This window comes from Arthrobacter sp. zg-Y20 (assembly GCF_030142075.1).
In the GTDB taxonomy this organism is placed as follows: domain Bacteria; phylum Actinomycetota; class Actinomycetes; order Actinomycetales; family Micrococcaceae; genus Arthrobacter_B.
Map to the genome: position 1 here is coordinate 952,413 of NZ_CP126241.1, position 16,783 is coordinate 969,195.

Genomic DNA, 16,783 nt, shown 5'->3' on the forward strand with positions numbered 1-16,783 from the left:
GGGGAAACCGCCGGCGGGCGCCTTGGGCGCAGGACCGGTTAGAGCGAGCGGGCCAGGATGGCCTGCTTGACCTCTGAAATGGCCTTGGTGACCTGGATGCCGCGGGGGCAGGCTTCCGAGCAGTTGAAGGTGGTGCGGCAGCGCCACACGCCTTCCTTGTCGTTCAGGATCTCCAGGCGCATGTCACCGGCGTCATCGCGGGAATCGAAGATGAAGCGGTGCGCGTTGACAATCGCGGCCGGTCCGAAGTACTGGCCGTCGGTCCAGAAGACCGGGCAGGACGAGGTGCACGCGGCGCACAGGATGCACTTGGTGGTGTCGTCGAAACGCTCGCGGTCCTCGGCGGACTGCAGGCGTTCCTTGGTCGGTTCGTGACCCTTGGTGACCAGGAACGGCATGATCTCGCGGTAGGACTGGAAGAACGGCTCCATGTCCACGATCAGGTCCTTCTCCACCGGCAGGCCCTTGATGGGCTCAACGAGGATGGGCTTGGACGTGTCCAGGTCCTTCAGCAGGGTCTTGCAGGCCAGGCGGTTGCGGCCGTTGATGCGCATGGCATCGGAGCCGCATACGCCATGGGCGCAGGAGCGGCGGAACGAAACCGAACCGTCGTGCTCCCACTTGACCTTGTGCAGGGCGTCCAGTACGCGGTCAGTGCCGTACATGGTCAGCTTCCACTCGTCCCAGTAGGCTTCGTCGGAAACCTCGGGGTTGTAGCGGCGGACCTTCAGGGTGATCTCGAAGGAGGGGATTTCTCCGCCGATCGACTCGGGGAGCTCCACCTTGGAGGCCGGCTCGGCGATTTCCGTTGTCATTAGTACTTCCTCACCATCGGCTCGTAGCGCGTGAAAATGACCGGTTTGGTGTCCAGCCGGATGCCGGCGGTGTGCTCGGCATTTTCGGCTTCGTCAACCTTGTAGGCCATTGAATGCTTCATGAAGTTCTCGTCGTCGCGCTCCGGGAAGTCCTCGCGGAAGTGTCCGCCGCGGGATTCGGTGCGGTGCAGGGCGGCTACGCTCATGACCTTCGCCAGTTCCAGGAGGAAGCCCAGCTCCACGGCCTCAAGGAGGTCGAGGTTGAAGCGCTTGCCCTTGTCCTGGACGCTGATCTTCTGGTACCGCTCCTCGAAGGAAGCGATGTCCGTCAGCACCTTTTCAATGGTGTCAGCGGTGCGGAACACCTGCATGTTCATGTCCATGGTGTTCTGCAGGTCCCGGCGGATTTCTGAAACGCGCTCGGTGCCTTCGGAGTTGCGAACGTGGTCCAGCAGGGCCACCGTGTCGGCCTCCGGGTTTTCCGGCAGGTCAACGAAGTCCGCGGTCTGGGCGTATTCAGCGGCGTAGATGCCCGCACGCTTGCCGAAGACGTTGATGTCCAGCAGGGAGTTGGTTCCGAGGCGGTTGGAGCCGTGCACGGACACGCAGGCCACCTCGCCGGCGGCGTACAGGCCGGGGATTACGGTGTCGTTGTCCTGGAGGACCTCGCCCTTGATGTTGGTGGGGATGCCACCCATCACGTAGTGGGCCGTGGGGAAGACGGGAACCGGCTCCGTGTACGGCTCCACGCCAAGATAGGTGCGGGCAAACTCGGTGATGTCCGGAAGCTTGGCATCAATGTGCGCCGGTTCCAGGTGGGTCAGGTCCAGCAGGACGTAGTCCTTGTTCGGACCGCAGCCGCGGCCCTCGCGCACCTCGTTGGCCATGGAACGGGCGACAATGTCACGCGGCGCCAGGTCCTTGATGGTGGGGGCGTAGCGCTCCATGAAGCGCTCACCCTCGGAGTTGCGCAGGATGGCACCCTCGCCGCGGGCTGCTTCGGAAAGCAGGATGCCCAGCCCGGCCAGGCCGGTCGGGTGGAACTGGATGAACTCCATGTCCTCCAGGGGGATGCCGCGGCGGAACGCGATGCCCATGCCGTCACCGGTCAGGGTGTGGGCGTTGGAGGTGGTCTTGAAGACCTTGCCGGCTCCGCCGGAGGCGAAGACCACGGACTTGGCCTGGAAGATGTGCAGCTCGCCGGTAGCCAGGTCATAGGAGATGACGCCGGAAACGCGCTTCTGGCCGTCCGGCTCCGTCACCATGATCAGGTCCAGCACGTAGTACTCGTTGTAGAACTCAACGTTGTGCTTGACGCAGTTTTGGTACAGCGTCTGCAGGATCATGTGGCCGGTGCGGTCTGCCGCGTAGCAGGCACGGCGGACCGGGGCCTTGCCGTGGTCGCGGGTGTGTCCGCCGAAGCGCCGCTGGTCAATGCGTCCTTCGGGCGTCCGGTTGAAGGGGAGGCCCATCTTCTCCAGGTCCAGCACGGCGTCGATGGCTTCCTTCGCCATCACCTCGGCTGCATCCTGGTCCACCAGGTAGTCACCGCCCTTGACGGTGTCGAAGGTGTGCCACTCCCAGTTGTCTTCCTCGACATTGGCCAGTGCCGCGCACATGCCGCCCTGCGCCGCGCCTGTGTGGGAGCGGGTGGGGTACAGCTTGGTCAGTACCGCCGTCCGTGCGCGCTGACCGGATTCAATGGCGGCACGCATACCGGCGCCGCCGGCGCCGACAATGACGACGTCGTACTTGTGGACCTGCATACCAGATGCTCTTTCTGTTGAAACTGCTAAAAACTCTTGGACTGCCGCGGTATTGCCGTTAGACGGAGCAGTGCTCCGCCAGGATCTCAGCCGTGGCGCCGTCGAGGCAGGGATCGAAGGTGAAGATCACCAGGGTGCCCAGCAGGATGATGACGAAGGTCGCCACGTACAGCACGCCCTTGAGCCACATCCGCGTGGCCTTCTTGTCCGCGTAGTCGTTGATGATGGTGCGGACGCCGTTGGAGCCGTGCAGCATTGCCAGCCACAGCATGACCAGATCCCAGACCTGCCACAGGGGGCTGGCCCACTTGCCGGCCACAAAACCGAAGTCAACGGCGTGGATGCCGTCGCCGGCCACCAGGTTCATGAACAGGTGGGTGAAAATCAGCACCACCAGCAGGACGCCGGATACACGCATAAACAGCCAGGCGAACATTTCAAAGTTGCCGCGGCTGGAACCGTTCCGGGTGTACCGGGGGGCGATGCGTCCCGAGCGGGGTGCTTCGAGGGCGTGGGCTTCGTTGGTTGAAGTAGTCATTGGTGCTAACCCCCGAAGACGTTGGGAATGTGGCGAATGGAGAAGCCGATGAGCGTCACGGCCCAAAGAGCGACTACGGCCCACAGCATCTGACGCTGGTACTTGGGCCCCTTCTTCCAGAAGTCGATCAGGACAACGCGTACACCGTTGAAGGCGTGGAACACGATGGCGGCGACGAGCCCAAGCTCACCGAGGCCCATTATCGGGTTCTTGTAGGCACCGATCACCAAGTCGTAGGCCTCGGGCGAAACTCGCACCAATGAGGTATCCAGAACATGGACCAAAAGGAAGAAGAAGATCACCACGCCAGTGATGCGGTGGGCTACCCACGACCATTGGCCCTCGCGGCCACGGTAGAGAGTGCCTGCTGGTAACTTCGACACTGAATTTTCCTCCCTGCATCGCAGCGGCGTTAGCGCGTCTTCCACGCAGTGATGACGCCGGTGCGACAGCGCTATAAGCTCTACCATAATCTAGGCGTGCGTGACCGGCGTTTCAATTTAGGATGCCCTTTGGTGTGACCCTTATTACATTGCCCGGCGGCATTAAGAGGTGTACGCAATAGGGCCCAAACCGTGCCGCTTCCGGGACGTGCGGCGTCCGCTCCGCTAATCTGGGCAGTGATGAGTAAGCAAAAGGCACCCGCCACCTCCGAGTCCGCCGTCCTTGACCGTTTCTACGGGGTCATCCCGGCCGGCGGCGTGGGAACGCGGCTGTGGCCCCTGTCCCGGGCTGCTGCGCCGAAGTTCCTCCATGACCTCACCGGTTCCGGGTCCACCCTGATCCGTGCCACCTATGACCGCCTGCGTCCGCTCAGCGGGGACCGGGTCATGGTCGTCACCGGTGCCCTGCACCGGCAGGCCGTGCGGCAGCAGCTGCCGGAAATTGCCAATAAGAACCTCGTGCTCGAACTCGAGCCCAAGGATTCCGCCGCAGCCATCGGCCTGGCAGCGGCCATCCTCTATAAGCGGGACCCGCAGATCATCATGGGCTCCTTTGCCGCCGACCAGGTGATTGCCCCCGTCGACGTTTTCCAGGAAGCCGTCCGGGAAGCCGTGCACACGGCCGCACAGGGATACATTGTCACCATCGGCATCCAGCCCACCCATCCCTCCACCGGGTTCGGCTACATCCGCGCAGGCGAGCCGCTTAAGGTGGCCGGGGCGCCCAGCGCCGCCTCAGTGGTGGAATTCGTGGAAAAGCCCTCCGCCGACGTCGCGCAGACCTATCTGGACAGCGGCAGCTACAGCTGGAATGCGGGGATGTTCGTAGCCCCGGTGGACCTGATGCTCAAGCACCTTGAAGCCAACGAGCCGGTCCTCTACACGGGACTGATGGAAATTGCCGAGGCGTGGGACACCACCCGGCGCCGGGAAGTGGTGCGCCGGATCTGGCCCACCCTGCCCAAGATCGCCATCGACTACGCCGTGGCCGAACCGGCCGCCGCGGCCGGGGATGTCGCCATGATTCCCGGCGCCTTCAGCTGGGATGACGTGGGGGACTTCGCGGCCATCGGCCGGCTTAATCCCGCCGAGGAAAACAGCGATCTCACGGTGATGGGCGAGGGGGCCCGCGTCTACTCTGAGAACGCCTCCGGCATTGTGGTTTCGGATACCAAGCGGGTGATCGCGCTGATCGGCATCGAGGACGTGGTCATTGTGGACACCCCGGATGCCCTGCTGGTCACCACCAAGGAGCACGCCCAGGAAGTCAAGAAGGCCGTGGAGCACCTGAAGGCCAGCGGCGACACCGACGTCCTGTAGGGCCTTTCCGTTCCGGTAAGCGGGCGGCGTCCAGGCGGCCCGGCAAGACCTGGTCATGTGACGACGTTTACGGGCGTGCACATTCCGGTTTTGGGCCCGGAATTGGCTAACCTAGAGGTTGTGCAGACTATCCCACTGAGCAATTCACCAGTCCCCTCCATACGGGGAAGCGTGGCTCCGCTCCTGGGCGAGTTGATCGAGTTCCGGCGGGACCTCCACTCCCATCCCGAGCTGTCCCACAAAGAGTTCCGGACCACGGACCGGATAGTGGAAGCCCTCGAAAACGCAGGGCTGGCAGCAAAGCGGCTCGAAGGCACCGGCGTCGTGGTGGACATCGGTGACGGACCCCTCCGCCTCGCCCTGCGAGCCGACATAGACGCCCTGCCGGTCCTGGAGGAAACGGGGCTGCCGTATTCCTCACTGAACACCGGCATTGCCCACGCCTGCGGCCACGACATCCACACCACTGTCATGCTCGGAGCTGCCCGGGTGCTCGCGAAGTTCGACGCCGCGGGAGAGTTGGGCGGCAGGGTGCGCGTCATCTTCCAGCCGGCAGAGGAAGTGATGCCCGGCGGCGCGCTCTCCGTGATCGAGCAGGGCGTCCTCGACGGCGTGCCCCGCGTCCTGGCCCTGCACTGCGATCCCCGGGTCGACGTTGGCCAGGTGGGCACGCGGATCGGTGCCATCACCTCCGCGTCCGACACCATCCGGATTGAACTGAGCGGGCGGGGCGGGCACACCTCCCGTCCGCACCTGACGGAGGACCTGGTCTTTGCGCTGGCAGAGATTGCCGTGAGCGTTCCCGCCGTGTTGTCCCGCCGCATTGATGTGCGCAGCGGGGTGTCGGTGGTGTGGGGCCAGATGCACGCCGGGTCCGCCCCCAACGCCATCCCCGGCCACGGTTTCATGGCCGGCACCATGCGGTGCCTGGACGCCGAGGCCTGGTATGCCGCCGGTGAACTGCTGGATAAGGTGGTACGGGAGGTCGCGGCACCGTACGGGGTGGACGTGGCCCTGGAGCATACCCGCGGCGTGCCTCCGGTCATCAACGCCGACGCCGAGATCAGCCTGATCGAGGCAGCCGCCCGCACCGAACTGGGGGAGGACGCCGTGGTCCTGGCACCCCAGTCCATGGGCGGGGAGGACTTCGCCTGGATGACCCAGGCGGTGCCCGGCGCGCTGATGCGGCTGGGAACCCGCGCCCCGGGCGGGGAAACCTTCGACCTGCACCGCGGAGACTACAACCCCGATGAACGCGCCGTCAGCTGCGGGGTCAGCGTGATGGCCGCCGCTGCGCTGAGGGCAGCGCGCGGTCTGCGGCACTAGCCGCTGCGCCGGCATGAGCGCCGGCACCGGCACATGAGTACGCCCGGCCGGGAGGACAATATCAGTCCCTCCCGTGCCGGGCGCCGTCATTTGATAACAACATGTAAACAATCTGCCGCCAGCGGCCGAATTGCGCTGAGTGTCGTCTGGGACACATTATGGTTGTCTTGCTGCGGTCCAACGATGGACGGAGCGCTGCACCACACCGGGCACCGGTGCGTTCCTTCCCCGCCGGGGGCCGGGAGAAGCGCCGGCTGCCTTCTTGAGGGTGATACCCATTTCTTTCTGGAGGAACATTGAAGAATTTCCCGCGCAGCTTTAAGCGCAACGCAGGCGTCAGTGCCGCCATGCTCGGCGTTTCGGCGCTTCTGCTCTCCGGCTGCGGCGCGGCCCCCGAAGAAGAAGGCGGTTCCGCCGACGGGGCTACCGATTTCCTGGGCTGCATGGTTTCCGACTCCGGCGGATTCGATGACAACTCGTTCAACGAGTCTACCTACAACGGCATCATGAAGGCCAAGGAAGACCTGGACATCGAGGTCAAGACCGCCGAGTCCCAGTCCGAGACCGACTTCACCCCGAACCTGGACAGCATGATCCAGGCCAACTGCGACATCACGGTTACCGTGGGCTTCCTGCTCGCTGATGCCACCAAGGAAGCAGCTGCCGCCAACCCGGACAGCCACTTCGCCATTGTCGATGACCAGTCCATCGAGGCTGACAACGTCAAGCCGATCATCTACGACACGGCCCAGGCCGCGTTCCTGGCCGGCTACGTTGCCGCAGGCACCTCCCAGACCGGAAAGGTCGCCACGTACGGCGGCCTGGACATCCCCACCGTGACCATCTTCATGGAGGGCTTCGAGCAGGGCGTGGAGTACTACAACGAGCAGAACGGCAAGGACGTCCAGCTTCTCGGCATGGATTCCTTCACGGGCGGCTTCGACGACGTCTCCGCGGGCAAGACCACCACGCAGAACTTCCTGAACGAAGGCGCCGACGTCATCATGCCCGTCGCCGGTCCGGTTGGCGCCGGCACCATTGACGCCGTCGTGGCAGCCAACGCCGCCGGCAAGGACGCCAAGGTTGTATGGGTTGACTCCGATGGCTACGAGTCCGTCACCACGGGCAAGGAAGTTATCCTCACCTCCGTGATGAAGCTGATGGGCGAGGCCGTGGAAGACGTCGTGAACAGCGACGTCAAGGGCGAGTTCGACAACAGCCCGTACGTGGGCACCCTCGAAAACGGCGGTGTCGCACTGGCTCCGTTCCACGATCAGGAAGCCAGCGTTCCGGACGACGTCAAGAAGGCCGTCGAAGACATCCAGGCCAAGATCATCTCCGGCGAAATCAAGGTCGAGTCCGCTTCGAGCCCGAAGTAACAACGCGACCGTTATTACCAGCATTCGGGCCGTTGTCCGGATACTGGAAGCTCCGAATGCACCAAAACGACCGCCGTCTTCCCGGCAGAATTGCATTGCCGGGAAGACGGCGTTTGTGCTGTTTTCGGTAGTGTTCCCCTTTATTTACCCAAAAACAGATTGGTTGGGGTTTTGAAACTCGAACTCAAGGGCATCACCAAGCGTTTCGGCGCGCTGGTCGCCAATGACCACATTGATTTGGTGGTCGAACCGGGGCAGGTCCACAGCCTGCTCGGCGAAAACGGTGCGGGCAAGTCAACACTGATGAACGTGCTGTACGGCCTGTACGAGCCCACCGAGGGTGAAATCCTGGTGGACGGCCGCCCCGTCACCTTCAACGGTCCCGGTGACGCCATGGCCGCGGGCATCGGGATGGTGCACCAGCACTTTATGCTGGTGCCCGTCTTCACCGTGGCGGAAAACGTGGCCCTCGGCGACGAAAAGACCAAGTTCGCCGGCATGCTGAACCTTGAACAGACCCGGCGCCGCATCCGTGAAATCTCCAACCAGTACGGGTTCGACGTTGATCCCGATGCCGTGGTGGAGGACCTGCCCGTAGGTGTGCAGCAGCGGGTGGAAATCATCAAGGCACTGATCCGCGAGGCCCGGGTCCTGATCCTGGATGAACCGACGGCGGTACTGACGCCGCGTGAAACGGACGAACTGCTCGGCATCATGCGCCAGCTGACCGAAGACGGAAAGTCTGTCGTCTTTATTTCGCACAAGCTTCGCGAAGTGAAGGCAGTATCCGACGTCATTACGGTGATCCGCCGCGGCAAGGTGGTCGGCTCCGCCGAGCCCACCGCTTCCACCACCGAACTGGCGTCCTTGATGGTCGGCCGGTCCGTGAGCCTGAACCTGAACAAGGAAGCGGCCAAGCCCGGCGAGGAAACCTTTGTGGTGGACAACCTTACGGTTGCTTCCGCCAGCGGACCCGCGGTACTGGACTCGGTCAGCTTCGGCATCCGGCGGGGCGAGATCCTTGCCTTGGCCGGCGTCCAGGGCAACGGCCAGACCGAACTGACCGAAGCGATCATGGGTCTGCAGGAACACGTCTCGGGTTCCATCCGCCTCAACGGTGAGGAACTGGTGGGACGCAAAACCCGCGACATCATCAGCGCCGGCGTCGGGTTCGTGCCCGAAGACCGCAACGTGGACGGCCTGGTGGGAACCTTCTCCGTGGCCGAGAACCTGATCCTGAACCGTTACGATTCGGAGCCCTTTGCACGCGGGCTGTCCCTGCGTCCGGCCGTGATCGAGCAGAACGCGGCCGAAAAGATCACCGAGTTCGATATCCGCACGCAGTCTGCGGATGCGGCAGCCGGTACGCTTTCGGGCGGCAACCAGCAGAAGGTCGTGATGGCGCGGGAACTGTCCCGCCCGCTGCAGCTTTTCATCGCCTCCCAGCCGACCCGCGGCGTGGATGTGGGATCCATCGAGTTCCTGCACCGCCGTATCATTTCCGAGCGCGACGTCGGCACACCGGTGCTGATCGTGTCCACCGAACTAGATGAAGTCCTTGAACTGGCGGACCGGATTGCCGTGCTCTACGGCGGACGGCTGATGGGCATTGTCCCCGCCAACACCTCGCGTGACGTGCTGGGCCTGATGATGGCCGGCATGGACGCGGAAGAAGCAACAGCGCACCACACAGATTCCAAGGGAGGGGCCCAGTGAGCCCGGAGGATTCCACCACGCAGGACCCGCCGGGAGGCAGCAGCACAGACGCTGCCGTGTCCGCCCGGCTCGAAGCGGCGGCGGACACACCCGCCACGGCGGCAACACCACCCACCGTCCCGGCGAAGTCCCCGCGGGGCGACGACGGCGCAGCGCAGCAGTCGACCCTGCGGCGGGTGCTGTCCTCCCATGCCGTGGTCTCGGTTCTGTCCGTGCTGCTGGCACTGGTGGTGGGCGGCATCCTGATTGCCGCCACCGATGAGGAGGTGGGCGCCGCGGCGTCGTACTTCTTCTCCCGGCCCACGGACCTGCTTGCGGCGGCCTGGTCGGCTGCCTCGGGCGCCTATGTTGCCCTGTTCCAGGGCTCGGTCCTGAACTTCGAGGCAGAAACAACAGCCCGGTTCTTCTACCCGCTCACCCAGACCCTCACCGTGGCAACACCGCTGATCCTGGCCGGACTCGGCGTCGCCGTCGCTTTCCGGACGGGCCTGTTCAACATCGGTGCTCAGGGTCAGATCCTCATCGGCGCGGCCATGGCCGCCTGGGTGGGGTTCACCTTCCACCTGCCCGTTGGCCTGCACCTGCTGCTGGTCATTGTGGCCGGTATGCTCGGCGGGGCCATTTGGGCCGGTATCGCCGGTGCGCTGAAGGCCAAAACGGGCGCACACGAAGTGATCGTCACCATCATGCTCAACTACGTGGCAATCAACCTGGTGCTGTTCCTGCTCAGCACGCCCGCTTTCCAGCGCCCCGGCTCCTCTAACCCGATCAGCCCCCAGCTGGATAAGAACGCCATGTTCCCGCCGCTGCTGGGTGCCGGGTTCCGCCTGCACTGGGGTTTTGTCCTGGCTGTCCTGGCCACCGTGTTCATCTGGTGGCTGATGAACCGCTCCACGGTGGGCTTTGAGCTCAAGGCTGTGGGCGCCAATCCGTCTGCTGCCCGCAACGCCGGCATCAGCACCACCAAGGGCTACATCATTGTGATGCTCATTGCCGGTGCACTCTCCGGCCTGGCCGGCGTGGCACAGGTTTCCGGCACCGAGAAGGTACTGACCTCCGGCGTCGCCGCCAGCTTCGGCTTTGATGCCATCACCGTTGCCCTGCTGGGCCGCTCCAGCCCCTGGGGAACCTTCGCAGCCGGCGTGCTGTTCGGCGCCTTCCGGGCCGGCGGCGTGAACATGCAGACCAACACCGGAACCAGCATCGACATTGTCCTGGTGGTGCAGTCCCTGATCGTCCTGTTCATTGCGGCCCCGCCGCTGGTACGGTCCCTGTTCCGCATCCCCGCACCCGGAGCGTTCAAGACCTCCGGCAAGCGCATGACCCCCAAAACCGAGTCCGCCGGAGGCGCAGCATGAGTACCGCAACAACGCTCCCGGCCCCCGGGACGGCTGCCGTCGCAACCGTCCGCAGCTGGAAGACCCCCATCATCCTGATTGTCCTGGCGCTGCTGGGACTGGCCGTCTTCGCCCTCGGCGCTCCGTCCACTGACGTGACGTTCCGGCTTTCCGATCCAGGGGAAGCCATCGTGCTCCCCTCGGTGGTGGTTTCCGCGCCCCTGGTGGGCTGGCTTACGGCCGTAGTGATGATCGCCGCCGCTGCATGGGCCTTTATGCTCACCCGCCGCGGAGACCGGGTGCCGGTATGGCTGGTCGCCGTCTTCGGCCTGGCTTTCGTCATCGGCTTCCTGACCTGGGTGGTGGGCAGTGCAGACACCCCCAACGTTGCCCTGTACGGCCTGCTCGCAGGCTCCTTCGCCCTGTCCATCCCGCTGATCTTCGGTTCGCTCTCCGGCGTGCTGTGCGAACGCTCCGGCGTGGTGAACATTGCCATTGAAGGCCAGTTGCTCTTCGGCGCCTTCGCTGCCGCCGTGGCGGGATCACTCTCCGGCAGTGCCTTCGTGGGGCTCTTCGCCGCTGCCGTGGCGGGTGCCCTGGTATCGCTGGTGCTGGCAGTGTTCAGCATCAAGTACCTGGTCAACCAGGTCATTGTGGGCGTGGTGCTCAACGTGCTCGTTTCGGGCCTCACGGGCTTCCTGTTCTCCACGCTGCTGTCCTCGGACGCGGCCAAGTGGAACAGCCCGCCGTCGCTGCCGCCCATCCGGATCCCGCTGCTGGCGGATATTCCGATCATCGGGCCGATCCTGTTCAACCAGTCGATCGTCGGCTACCTCATGTACATCGCCCTGGCCGCTGTCTACTTCGGTCTGTTCCACTCCAAGTGGGGCCTGCGGACCCGGGCCGTTGGGGAGCACCCCAAGGCGGCTGACACCCTGGGTGTCAACGTGAACCGCACGCGCTTCCTGAACGTGCTGCTGGCCGGAGTCGTCGCCGGCGTCGGTGGCGCCTTCTTCACCCTGGTCTCGGTCTCCGCCTTCAACCGCGATATGACCGGCGGGCAGGGCTACATTGCGCTGGCCGCCCTCATCCTGGGCCGCTGGAACCCGCTCGGCGCCCTGCTGGCGGCCCTGCTGTTCGGCTTCGCCACCAACCTGCAGTACGTCCTGAGCCTGCTGGGGACCTCGGTTCCCAACCAGTTCCTGGCGATGCTGCCCTACGTGGTGACGATCTTCGCCGTGGCCGGTGTGGTGGGCAAGTCCCGGGCACCCGCGGCCAGCGGCGTGCCGTACGTCAAGGAATAAGAAACAAAAGAGGCGGGCGGTCTGCGGGCCGCCCGCCACTAGCTAGGACCTGTTATGACCACTGAAGACCCCCTGGGCACGGACGTGAACTGGGATGCGCTGCTGGATGCCGCCCGTGCGGCGCTGGCCCATGCCTACGTGCCCTACTCCCAATACCCGGTGGGCGCTGCTGCGCTTACCGACGACGGCCGGATTGTTTCCGGCTGCAATGTTGAAAATGCCTCGTACGGGCTGACCCTGTGTGCGGAATGTTCCTTGATCAGCCAGCTGCGCATGACCGGGGGAGGACGCCTTACGGCGTTTGCCTGCGTTGACGGCTCCGGGGCGGTCCTGATGCCCTGCGGACGGTGCCGGCAGCTGCTCTATGAATTCCGGGCGCCGGGCATGGCACTGATGACAGTAAGCGGCATCCGCAGCATGGACGAAGTCCTGCCGGATGCTTTTGGACCGCAGCACCTGGGAGGCCAGCATGAACAGTAACAACTTCGACGCCGTAGATATCATTCGCACCAAACGGGACCGCGGGGTGCTTTCAGCCGAACAGATCGACTGGACCATTGACGCGTACACCCGCGGAACCATTGCCGATGAGCAGATGGCCGCGCTGAACATGGCGATCCTGCTCAACGGCATGAACCGGGAAGAGATTTTCCGCTGGACCGCGGCCATGATCGCCTCCGGGGAACGGATGGACTTCTCCTCCCTGGGCAAGCCCACCGCCGATAAGCACTCCACCGGCGGCGTGGGGGACAAGATCACCCTTCCGCTGGCGCCGCTGGTTGCCGTGTTCGGCGTGGCCGTTCCGCAGCTCTCCGGCCGCGGTCTGGGCCACACCGGCGGCACGCTGGACAAGCTCGAGGCGATCCCCGGCTGGCAGGCATCGCTGAGCAACGGCGCCCTGATGAACCAGCTGCGCGACGTCGGCGCCGTCATCTGCGCTGCCGGCGCCGGCCTGGCCCCTGCGGACAAGAAGCTCTACTCACTGCGCGATGTCACCGGAACCGTGGAAGCCATTCCGCTGATTGCATCCTCGATCATGAGCAAGAAGATCGCCGAAGGCACCGACTCGCTGGTGCTGGACGTCAAGGTGGGCTCGGGCGCCTTTATGAAGGACGAAGCCATGGCCCGCGAACTGGCCGAGACCATGGTGGCCCTGGGCAAGGACGCCGGGGTCAATACGGTGGCCCTGCTCACCGACATGTCCACGCCGCTGGGGCTCACAGCCGGAAACGCCATTGAGGTTCAGGAGTCCGTGGACGTCCTGGCCGGCGGCGGCCCGGAGGATGTGGTGGAACTGACCATCCGCCTCGCCGAGGAGATGCTCAGTGCCGCCGGAGTGCACGACGCCGATCCCGCCGCCGCACTGCGCGACGGCCGGGCCATGGACGTCTGGCGGAAGATGATCAGCGCCCAGGGCGGGGATCCGGATGCGAAGCTGCCCGTCGCGAAGGAATCCGAGACCGTCTACGCTCCGGCCGACGGCGTGCTGGTGGAACTGGACGCGCTCTCCGTTGGCGTAGCCGCGTGGCGGCTGGGCGCAGGCCGGGCACGAAAGGAAGACGTGGTCCAGGCCGGTGCCGGCGTGGTGATGCACGCCAAGCCCGGTGCTGTGGTCCGTGCCGGCGAGCCGCTGATGACGCTGCTGACCGACACTCCGGAGAAGTTCGACCGGGCTAAGGAAGCGCTGGCGGACGCCGTCGTTATTGCGCCGGAAGGCTCCCGCCCGGCGCGCAAGCTGATCCTGGACCGGATCAGCTAGTTTCCCCGGGCCCTGTGGGGCCCTGTGGGGCCCTCGCGGGGCCCGGAACGGCGGCAACGAAATTTCCTGCTCGCAGAGCTCGCAGAAAATATTAAAGCGGCCTTCCTCCGGGCCCCGCGTGGGCCGGCCTTCCTCCGGGCCCGGCGTGGGCCCGCCTTCCTCCGGGCCCCGCGTGGGCCCGCCCCTCCGGACCCCGCGTGGGCCCGCCTTCCTCCGGGCCCCGCGTGGGCCCGCCCCTCCGGACCCCGCGTGGGCCCGCCCCTCCGGACCCCGCGTGGGCCCGCGGCTCACCAGTTCCAGCCTCTAACAGTGCCCGCGGCGGTTCGCCGCGGGCACTGGCGCGTCCGTGGCATGCTTGTAAGGGACGCCGGACAGTCAACCCAAGGAGCGGCAACTGTTGGAGATTTTTAGTGCCACGGTGGATAACATCAACGCCTTCATCCTCTCCTCTGCGGGGTCGCCATGGGTCTATGTGGGGCTTTTCGCCTGTTGCCTGATCGACGGGTTTTTCCCGCCGGTGCCCAGCGAATCCCTGGTGGTGGCATTGGCCTCGCTGGCCGCCGGCGGTGCCGGGGCGAACATCTGGCTGGTCATCCCGGCAGCGGCGCTGGGCGCTTTCCTGGGGGACAACCTGGCGTACCTGATTGGACGCTGGATCGGCACCGAACGCTTCGGCTGGATGCGCCGGCCCAAAATGCGGAAGTCCTTCGCCTGGGCCCGATACGAGCTGGACAAGCGCTCCGTGTCCCTGATCCTCGTGGCACGCTTCATCCCCGTAGGCCGGGTAGTAGTTAACCTCACTGCCGGCGCCACCGGATTCCCTCGGCGCCGCTTCGTGACGTTGACCGGCATTTCGGGTGTTGTATGGGCCGCCTACAGCGTCGCCATTGGAGCCATCGCGGGTGCATGGTTCGACGAACACCACCTGCTGGGCGTCGTCGTAGGGGTCTGCGGGGCGCTGGTCCTGGGCCTGATTGTGGACCGGCTCATCAGCATGGTCCGAGGCAAGACCCCGGCTGCCGTCCCTCCCGGCAAGGACGGCTTCTCCGCCGCGGGAGAAGACGAAAAGACGCAGAAGGCCGCCTGAAACCCCGTAGAGTGACCGTGTGACTGAGCCTACAAATCCTCCTGCCAACCCTTCCCGTCTCGACGTCCGCAGCCTGCCGAAGGTGTCGCTGCACGACCACTTGGACGGCGGACTCCGTCCGGCCACCATCGTGGAACTCGCCGCCGCCGTCGGCCATGCACTGCCGGCCACCGACCCCGCCGAGCTGGGCGAATGGTTCCGCGCCGCAGCCGATTCCGGCTCGCTGCCGCGTTACCTGGAAACCTTCGACCACACCATTGCCGTGATGCAGACGCGCGACGGGCTCTCCCGCGTGGCCCGCGAATTCGTCGAGGACCTGGTGGCCGACGGCGTGGTTTACGCCGAAGTGCGGTGGGCGCCGGAACAGCATGTGCAGGGCGGCCTGAGCCTTGACGACGCCGTGGAGGCCGTGCAGGCCGGAATCGACGAGGCCGTCGCCAACGCTGAGCAAGCAGGCAGCTTCATCCAGGTCGGGCAACTGATCACCGCCATGCGGCATGCCGACCGGGCCATGGAAATTGCCGAACTGGCGCTGCGGCACCGCGACTCGGGGGCCGTGGGCTTCGACATTGCCGGTCCCGAGGACGGCTTCGGCCCCTCACGTTTCAAGGACGCATTCACGTTCCTGGCCGAACACCAGTTCCCCATCACCGTGCACGCAGGCGAGGCGGCCGGCATAGAGAGCATTGTGGATGCACTGGTGCACGGCCGCGCCCTGCGGCTGGGCCACGGCGTGCGGATCGCTGAAGACATTGACGTGGAATTCGACACCGACGCCGGTTCCCCCGAAGAGCCCGAGGTTGGCCTGGTCAGCATGGGCCGGGTGGCTTCCTGGGTCCGGGACCGCGGCATTGCCCTGGAAGTATGCCCGTCCTCGAACCTGCAGACAGGTGCGGTGGCTTCCTTCGGCGAGGACATTGAAACCCACCCCATCGACCTGCTGTACCAGACGGGCTTCGCCGTCACGGTCAACACGGACAACCGGCTGATGAGTTCGGTCACGCTGACCGGCGAGTTCGAGCTGCTGATGGAGACATTCGAGTACGACCTGGATGACATCCTGGAACTGACCATGAACGCCGTCAACGCTGCCTTCCTGCCGCTGGATGAACGCGCCGCGCTGTCCGCCTACGTCACCGAGGGTTTCAACCGCGCCCGTGGCTGAACTTCCCCTTCCCGATGACCTCGGCGAGCGGTTCACCCGCCTCGCCGGGGTCATCGCCGCCCTGCGTGAGCGTTGCCCCTGGACCCGGGAACTGACGCACGAGTCGCTGCTGGAATACCTCGTGGAGGAAACCTACGAGCTCATTGAGGCGGTGGAAGGCGGAACCGCAGGTCCCGTCCGGGCCGCCGAACTGCGCGGGGAACTGGGGGATGTGCTGCTGCAGGTGATGCTGCACGCGCGCCTGCAGCAGGAAACCGGCAGCTTCTCCGTGGCCGACGTGGTGGACGGGCTCACCGCCAAGATGATCCGCCGCAACCCGCACGTGTTCGCGGCTGACGGCAGCGTCCTGCCCGACACCGGCGGGCAGCCGTCGCTGGCCGCCATTGAACAGGCCTGGGACGATGTGAAAAAGGCCGAAACCCCGGACCGCAGCTCGGCTTTCGAGGGCATTCCTGCCGGCTTGCCCGCCCTGGTGCTGGCCGCAAAAACCCTCTCGCGGGCCCGCCGTGCGGGACTGCCCCTGCCGCCGTCCGGCACTGGAGAAGGATTCTCCGACGACGCCGCGCTGGGCGACGCGCTGCTCTCACTGGTGCGCCGGGCTTCCGAGCAGGGGCTGGACGCCGAGGCTGCGCTGCGGGCCGCAGTGCGGCGCTACACCACCGCCAGCACCGGCGCTGAAGCCGGCCTCGAAACGGGCGCCGAAACAACTGCTGACGGGGAGATTTCGGGCTGATCCGGGACACTGGTTGGGGCATATTGGCCTGCCGGGCCTTACCCGGGGCCGCGATTCTATTAGGCTAAGAGACAGACACTGCGGCGTGCTGCCCA

General features: G+C 65.3%; 15 protein-coding genes. 11 read left to right on the forward strand and 4 right to left on the reverse strand.

All coding sequences use genetic code 11. The features are described from left to right. Window positions 1-38 precede the first annotated feature (38 nt). The 4 genes from QNO06_RS04610 to sdhC are packed head-to-tail and all read right to left on the reverse strand — an operon-like array spanning window position 39 to window position 3,502. A complete protein-coding gene (locus tag QNO06_RS04610) occupies window positions 39-815 on the reverse strand; it encodes a succinate dehydrogenase iron-sulfur subunit (protein WP_227914227.1) in 777 nt (258 codons plus the stop codon). Continuing rightward, entirely contained in the window at window positions 815-2,581 is a 1,767-nt protein-coding gene (gene sdhA, locus QNO06_RS04615) for a succinate dehydrogenase flavoprotein subunit (RefSeq protein ID WP_227914226.1), read from the reverse strand. Before sdhA ends, QNO06_RS04610 begins: the two co-directional genes overlap by 1 nt. A gap of 58 nt (window positions 2,582-2,639) precedes the next feature. Continuing rightward, on the reverse strand, window positions 2,640-3,119 hold the full coding sequence (locus QNO06_RS04620) for a succinate dehydrogenase hydrophobic membrane anchor subunit (protein WP_227914225.1): 480 nt from the start codon (window positions 3,117-3,119) through the stop codon (window positions 2,640-2,642). 5 nt (window positions 3,120-3,124) lie between these two features. Next, the gene (gene sdhC, locus QNO06_RS04625) at window positions 3,125-3,502 is read right to left on the reverse strand and encodes a succinate dehydrogenase, cytochrome b556 subunit (protein WP_227914224.1); all 378 of its coding nucleotides are present in this window, start codon (window positions 3,500-3,502) and stop codon (window positions 3,125-3,127) included. Window positions 3,503-3,742: 240 nt separating this feature from the next. On the opposite strand from sdhC, the gene QNO06_RS04630 reads away from it, so the two are divergent. From QNO06_RS04630 to QNO06_RS04680, 11 genes are all read left to right on the forward strand, one after another. Beyond that, the gene (locus QNO06_RS04630) at window positions 3,743-4,882 is read left to right on the forward strand and encodes a mannose-1-phosphate guanylyltransferase (RefSeq protein WP_227914223.1); all 1,140 of its coding nucleotides are present in this window, start codon (window positions 3,743-3,745) and stop codon (window positions 4,880-4,882) included. 171 nt (window positions 4,883-5,053) lie between these two features. Then, window positions 5,054-6,208 (forward strand): amidohydrolase, encoded by a 1,155-nt coding sequence (locus QNO06_RS04635; protein WP_227914222.1) that lies wholly within the window; start codon window positions 5,054-5,056, stop codon window positions 6,206-6,208. Window positions 6,209-6,504: 296 nt separating this feature from the next. Then, window positions 6,505-7,587 carry a BMP family lipoprotein gene (locus QNO06_RS04640; RefSeq protein ID WP_442860198.1) on the forward strand — a complete coding sequence of 361 codons (1,083 nt, stop codon included), beginning with the start codon at window positions 6,505-6,507 and terminating at the stop codon, window positions 7,585-7,587. Between the two features lie 171 nt (window positions 7,588-7,758). Beyond that, on the forward strand, window positions 7,759-9,303 hold the full coding sequence (locus tag QNO06_RS04645; RefSeq protein ID WP_227914221.1) for an ABC transporter ATP-binding protein: 1,545 nt from the start codon (window positions 7,759-7,761) through the stop codon (window positions 9,301-9,303). Next, window positions 9,300-10,661 carry an ABC transporter permease gene (locus tag QNO06_RS04650; RefSeq protein WP_442860197.1) on the forward strand — a complete coding sequence of 454 codons (1,362 nt, stop codon included), beginning with the start codon at window positions 9,300-9,302 and terminating at the stop codon, window positions 10,659-10,661. Before QNO06_RS04645 ends, QNO06_RS04650 begins: the two co-directional genes overlap by 4 nt. Then, window positions 10,658-11,944, forward strand: a complete 1,287-nt coding sequence (locus tag QNO06_RS04655; RefSeq protein ID WP_227914220.1) for an ABC transporter permease — start codon at window positions 10,658-10,660, stop codon at window positions 11,942-11,944. Before QNO06_RS04650 ends, QNO06_RS04655 begins: the two co-directional genes overlap by 4 nt. A gap of 54 nt (window positions 11,945-11,998) precedes the next feature. After that, window positions 11,999-12,424: a cytidine deaminase gene (locus QNO06_RS04660; RefSeq protein WP_227914219.1), complete on the forward strand. Its 426-nt coding sequence runs from the start codon at window positions 11,999-12,001 to the stop codon at window positions 12,422-12,424. After that, entirely contained in the window at window positions 12,414-13,703 is a 1,290-nt protein-coding gene (locus QNO06_RS04665) for a thymidine phosphorylase (RefSeq protein ID WP_227914218.1), read from the forward strand. Before QNO06_RS04660 ends, QNO06_RS04665 begins: the two co-directional genes overlap by 11 nt. 418 nt (window positions 13,704-14,121) lie before the next feature. Next, window positions 14,122-14,790 carry a DedA family protein gene (locus QNO06_RS04670; RefSeq protein ID WP_227914379.1) on the forward strand — a complete coding sequence of 223 codons (669 nt, stop codon included), beginning with the start codon at window positions 14,122-14,124 and terminating at the stop codon, window positions 14,788-14,790. A 19-nt stretch (window positions 14,791-14,809) separates the two neighbouring features. After that, window positions 14,810-15,955 (forward strand): adenosine deaminase, encoded by a 1,146-nt coding sequence (locus tag QNO06_RS04675; protein ID WP_227914217.1) that lies wholly within the window; start codon window positions 14,810-14,812, stop codon window positions 15,953-15,955. Continuing rightward, entirely contained in the window at window positions 15,948-16,688 is a 741-nt protein-coding gene (locus QNO06_RS04680; RefSeq protein ID WP_227914216.1) for a nucleoside triphosphate pyrophosphohydrolase, read from the forward strand. The genes QNO06_RS04675 and QNO06_RS04680 overlap by 8 nt, the downstream gene beginning before the upstream one ends. Window positions 16,689-16,783: the final 95 nt, after the last annotated feature.

What these genes read in the sequence shown, in the direction of transcription:
- QNO06_RS04610 (WP_227914227.1), bottom strand. Translation starts at nt 815, where the DNA reads ATGACAACGGAAATCGCCGAGCCGGCCTCCAAGGTGGAGCTCCCCGAG.
- sdhA (WP_227914226.1), bottom strand. Translation starts at nt 2,581, where the DNA reads ATGCAGGTCCACAAGTACGACGTCGTCATTGTCGGCGCCGGCGGCGCC.
- QNO06_RS04620 (WP_227914225.1), bottom strand. Translation starts at nt 3,119, where the DNA reads ATGACTACTTCAACCAACGAAGCCCACGCCCTCGAAGCACCCCGCTCG.
- QNO06_RS04630 (WP_227914223.1), top strand. Translation starts at nt 3,743, where the DNA reads ATGAGTAAGCAAAAGGCACCCGCCACCTCCGAGTCCGCCGTCCTTGAC.
- QNO06_RS04655 (WP_227914220.1), top strand. Translation starts at nt 10,658, where the DNA reads ATGAGTACCGCAACAACGCTCCCGGCCCCCGGGACGGCTGCCGTCGCA.
- QNO06_RS04660 (WP_227914219.1), top strand. Translation starts at nt 11,999, where the DNA reads ATGACCACTGAAGACCCCCTGGGCACGGACGTGAACTGGGATGCGCTG.
- QNO06_RS04665 (WP_227914218.1), top strand. Translation starts at nt 12,414, where the DNA reads ATGAACAGTAACAACTTCGACGCCGTAGATATCATTCGCACCAAACGG.